This is a genomic window from Streptomyces sp. IBSBF 3136 (assembly GCF_036815105.1).
GTDB lineage: Bacteria > Actinomycetota > Actinomycetes > Streptomycetales > Streptomycetaceae > Streptomyces.
In genome coordinates this window covers 31,569-36,412 of record NZ_JAJSZC010000060.1, presented here as the reverse complement: position 1 = coordinate 36,412, position 4,844 = coordinate 31,569, and the positions used below count along the sequence as shown (strand labels likewise).

Here is a 4,844-nt window from a genome sequence, read left to right as displayed (position 1 = left end):
CGGACCGAGAGCCGGCGGCCGCCCTTTGAGCCCACGGACGCGCACACGGGGCGGGGCGGGCCCCCCGCCGGGGCGGCCCCGCCCCCCCGCCCCGCCACACCCGCGCCCCCACCCGGGCCAGGGCCAGCGACAGCGCGTGGGCGAGCAGCAGCAGGACCGCGAACTCGTGGAGCCAGCAGGTGAGGCCGAGGACCATGCCGTACGCCCACCAGGAACCTTTCCGCACGGCGCGCACGGCGCGCACGAACAGCAGCGTGGCGCCGGTGGCGCCGGCGGCCACCAGTGCGTAGGACCGGCCCTCCTGGGCGTAGTGCCCGGCCATCGGCGAGACCGCGTACAGCAGCCCGGCCCACAGTCCGGCGCGCGGCCGGACCAACCGGGCGCCCAGCGCGGCGACCAGGCCCGCGGTGAGCGCCGCCGCGCAGACGGACGGCAGCCTGAGCACGACCTCACCGGGACGCACGGTGAGGACGGCGTGCATGAGGAGGTAGTAGAGGCCGTGCACCGCGTCCACGCCGTGCAGCAGCCGCCAGATCTGGGGCACCGTTCGGCGGGCGACCTGGAAGGTGACCGCCTCGTCCCGCCACATCCCGGACCGGTCGAGACCCCAGAGTCCGAGCGCGAGCATCACCAGCGGGGGCGTGCAGACGGCCAGGGCCCACCGGACGCGCCCCGGCACCCGGCCGGCCCCGCCCGTCGTCCCGCTCGCCGTCCCACCGGCCGGTGCGCCGGCCGCCGTTCCGGCCGGCCCGAGCGACTGCGGTTCCCCAAGAGACCTGACGTTCGCCACGGCCTGATCTTTTGCGATTAGCCAACCTTTGCGGGTCATTGACGGCGTATCAGCGTGAATACACCATCCGCCCGGATTAGGCTCCGCCGTGATGAACCGCCTCCGTGTCACCCCCGGCCCGGTCCTCGCCCTCACCGCCGCATGGCTCGCCACCCGCGCCCTGATGTGCTGGCTGCTCACGCACGACAGCTCGCCCCGGCTGGGCGGGGGTGCGGTGCCGCGCGAGGTGTGGCGGCTGTACTTCCACTGGTACGGCGTCCTGTCGCACGGCGCGTTCCCGGCGCACGACAGCACCTGGCAGTACCCGCCGGGCGCGGGACCGGTGCTGCTGGCCCCGGGCCTGCTGCCCTGGCTGACGTACTTCCAGGCGTTCGTGGCGCTGACGCTGGCCGCGGACGCGCTGATCGCGGTGGCCCTCGTCCGCGCGGGCACCCGCCCCGGGCGCAGCCTGCTCGGCGCGGCCCTGTGGACCGGCGGGCTGCCGCTGCTGCTGCACCTGCCGCTCGCCCGGTACGACGTGCAGGTGACCGCGCTCGCCGTCCTCTCCCTGCTGGCGCTGGGGCGCTCGCCGCGCGCGTGCGGGGTGCTGGGCGCGCTGGGCGCGCTGGTGAAGGTGTGGCCGGCGCTGGCGCTGCTGGGCACACCGAGGGGGACGGACACCCGCACGGGGTGGCGGTGGGCGGCGGTCGCCGGGGGCGCCTGCTGCGTCGTGCTCGCGGTGTCGTTCCGCGACCCGCTCGCCTTCCTCTCGCAGCAGGGCGGCCGCGGTGTGCAGATCGAGTCGCTCGGCGGTACGGCGCTCAGCCTGGCCCGGCACGCCGGCTGGTCCGGCCGGCCCCGCTACCAGTACGGCGCGATCGAACTGGTCGGCCCGCACGTGCACGCCGTGGCCACCGCCTCCCTCGCGCTCACGGCGGTCGCGTTCGCGCTGCTGGTGCTGTGGCGGCTGCGGGCACGGCACTGGACCCCGGCCACCCCGTACGACGCCGCGCTCGCCGGGGTGCTGCTGTTCACGGTCACCAGCCGGGTCATCAGCCCGCAGTACATGATCTGGCTGATCGGGCTGGCCGCCGTGTGCCTGACCTCGCGGCACACCAGCCAGCGCCCGGTGGCGGTGCTGGTCCTCGCGGCGAGCGCGCTGAGCTCCGTGGTGTTCCCGGTGTTCTACCGGGACGTGGTCGCCGGGACCTGGCCCGGCTGTCTGCTGATGGTGGCCCGCAACGCGCTGCTGGCGGCCGCCGCGGTGCTGTCCTTCGTCCTGCTGTGGCGCTCCGCCCGGCCGCCGGCCGAAGGACCTGTACCGGGGGATGAACCCCGACCCGATTCCGACCGTCTTCCTGATCGAGTGCTAAGCATCTCTTAACGGGGTATTACCGAACATTCATACGCTACCGGCCCGTGGACCCCATGCAGCCAGACCAACGAGACCCCCGCCCGACGCCTCAGGTCGCCGTCGTCGTCATCGGTTACAACGACGCCGCGCACCTGGCCGACGCCGTGCGCTCGGCGCTCGACCAGGGCGCCGCCGTCGGTGAGGTGGTCGCCGTCGACGACTGCTCGACGGACGGCACCGCCGAACTCCTGGCCCGGCTCGCCGCCGAGGAGCCAAGGCTGCGGGTACTGCGCCGGGACGTCAACAGCGGCGGCTGCGGCAGCCCGCGCAACACCGGGATCGACGCGGTGACGATGCCGTACCTGATGTTCCTCGACAGCGACGACGTGCTGCCGCCAGGCGCGGTGGACGCACTGCTGGGGGCGGCGACGGGGGCGCTCGCCGAGGTCGCGAGCGGGCTGTGCGTGCGCCGGGAGCTGCCCTCGGGGCGCGAACAGCCCTGGCAGGCCCCGCTCTACGAGACGCCCTCCGTCCTCGCGCGCCCCTCCCAGCGCCCGCGCCTGGTCCACGACACGCTCTGCGTCAATAAGCTGTACCGCACCGACTTCCTGCGCGAGCACGGCATCCGCTTCCCCGAAGGGCGCTTCCTCTACGAGGACTTCGTCTTCACCGCGCGGGTGCTCGCCGCCGCGCCGCGCATCGCGCTCGTTCCGGACCGCGTGTACGTGTGGCACGTGCGCCGGTCGGCCGAGCGGTTGTCGCTCTCCCTGGACCGGGACCGCATCGAGAACTGGCAGGCGCGCACCGAGGCGTGCGCGCTGGTCCACGACATCCTGCTGGGCGCCGGGCAGAAGGAGCTGGCGCTGGCCGCGCGGGGCAAGTTCCTCGACCACGAGGTGCGCATGTACGCCCGTGAGCTGCAACTGCGCGACGCGCGATACCGGAGCGCGTGGTGGGCGCACACCCGGGAGTACCTCACGCGCTACGACGCCGCCGACTGGGAGCGGAACCCGTCGGCGCCGGGCCGGCTGCTCGCCCGGGTGATCATGGAGTCCGCCGAGCCGATCGACCTGCCCCGGTTGCAGGAGCTGGCCGCCCGGCCGGCCCGGCTGCTCCCGCCCTACGCCCGCACCCCCGACGGCACCCCCGTCTGGTCCGCCGATCTCCCGCAGGTCACGCTCACCCCCCTGCTGACCCGTGCCACCCCCCTGCTGCCGTTCGCGGTGGACGCGGAGCTGCGGCCCCGCGCCCGGGACACCCGGCTGTGCCTGCGGCTGCACGAGCTGTACGGGCGGGTGGCCGAGGCCGGGCCGGGTGAAGTGGAGGTGCGGTGGCAGTCGCGGGAGCACGAGCGCACGGCACAGCGCGCGACGGCGACGTTCACGCCCTCCGGAACGGATCTCTGGTCGGCCGAGGTGCCGGTGGACCTCGCCGCGCTCGGCGCCGGCACCTGGGACCTGCGCCTGACCGTGCGTTTCGCGGACGGCACGGCCCGGACCATGACGGCGCACGCCCTCGCGGGCGCCGGCCGGCTGCGCCGGCACGCCGTCCCGAGCGCCCGGTACGGCGTGCTGCTGACCCAGCCGTACGCCACCCACTCCGGCGCCCTGGCGCTGCGCGTGGCGGCCGGGGTGCGCGGAGTGGCCTCGGTGGTCCGCGGCCGGCTGCGCCGCCTGCTTCACTGAGCGGCACAGGCACACAGGCAACGGGGACACAGAACCACAGGGACACAGAACCGCCGGCCGGCACCCGGCCGGCGGACGAGGGGACGGCCGTACATGACCTGGCTGATCACCGGCGGCGCCGGATACATCGGGGCGCACGTCGTACGCGCGATGACCGAGGCGGGCGAGCGGACGGTGGTCTACGACGACCTGTCCACGGGGGTCGCCGAGCGGGTGCCCGACGAGGTGCCGCTGGTGCGGGGCTCGACCCTGGACGGCGAGAGACTGGCGCGCACGCTGGCCGAGCACGAGGTGACCGGCGTCGTCCACCTGGCGGCGAAGAAGCAGGTGGGCGAGTCCGTCGACCGGCCGCTGCACTACTACCGGGAGAACGTGGAGGGCCTGCGCGTCCTGCTGGAAGCGGTGACCCAGGCCGACGTCGCCGCCTTCGTCTTCTCCTCCTCCGCCGCGGTCTACGGCATGCCGGACGTGGACGTCGTGACGGAGGAGACGCCCTGCCTGCCGCTCTCCCCCTACGGCGAGACCAAGCTGGCCGGCGAGTGGCTGGTGCGCGCGACCGGCCGGGCGGCCGGGCTGGCCACCGCTTCGCTGCGCTACTTCAACGTGGCGGGCGCGGCCACGCCCGCCCTGGCCGACACCGGCGTCTTCAACCTCGTCCCGATGGTCTTCGAGAAACTCACCGAGGGCGCGGCCCCGCGCATCTTCGGCGACGACTACCCGACCCCCGACGGCACCTGTGTCCGCGACTACATCCACGTGGTCGACCTGGCCGAGGCCCATGTGACCGTGGCCCGCGCCCTGCGCTCCGCGCCCGGGCACGACCTGACCCTCAACATCGGCCGGGGCGAGGGCGTGTCGGTCCGCGAGATGATCGACCGGATGAACGCGGTCACCGGCTACGACCGCATCGCCACGGAACTCGGCTGGCGGGCGAAGTACGACGTCCAGGACATGATCACCTCGGCCTGGGAGGGCTGGCTGCGCCTCCACCCGGAGGCGGCCCGGTCCTAGATCCCGGCAACCGCCCACCCCCGCG

General features: G+C 74.5%; 4 protein-coding genes. 3 read left to right on the top strand and 1 reads right to left on the bottom strand.

Features of this window, described 5'->3' with window-relative positions; all coding sequences use genetic code 11:
• Positions 1-628: glycosyltransferase family 39 protein (locus V7E45_RS15655; protein ID WP_333774769.1), on the bottom strand; the 628-nt coding region annotated here is incomplete at its 3' end.
• A gap of 253 nt (positions 629-881) precedes the next feature.
• Here V7E45_RS15655 and V7E45_RS15650 point away from each other — a divergent pair.
• From V7E45_RS15650 to galE, 3 genes are all read left to right on the top strand, one after another.
• Positions 882-2,153 carry a glycosyltransferase family 87 protein gene (locus V7E45_RS15650; protein WP_333774768.1) on the top strand — a complete coding sequence of 424 codons (1,272 nt, stop codon included), beginning with the start codon at positions 882-884 and terminating at the stop codon, positions 2,151-2,153.
• Between the two features lie 44 nt (positions 2,154-2,197).
• Positions 2,198-3,808: a glycosyltransferase family 2 protein gene (locus V7E45_RS15645; protein WP_333774767.1), complete on the top strand. Its 1,611-nt coding sequence runs from the start codon at positions 2,198-2,200 to the stop codon at positions 3,806-3,808.
• Between the two features lie 93 nt (positions 3,809-3,901).
• On the top strand, positions 3,902-4,819 hold the full coding sequence (gene galE, locus V7E45_RS15640; protein WP_333774766.1) for a UDP-glucose 4-epimerase GalE: 918 nt from the start codon (positions 3,902-3,904) through the stop codon (positions 4,817-4,819).
• The last annotated feature ends 25 nt before the right edge of the window (positions 4,820-4,844 follow it).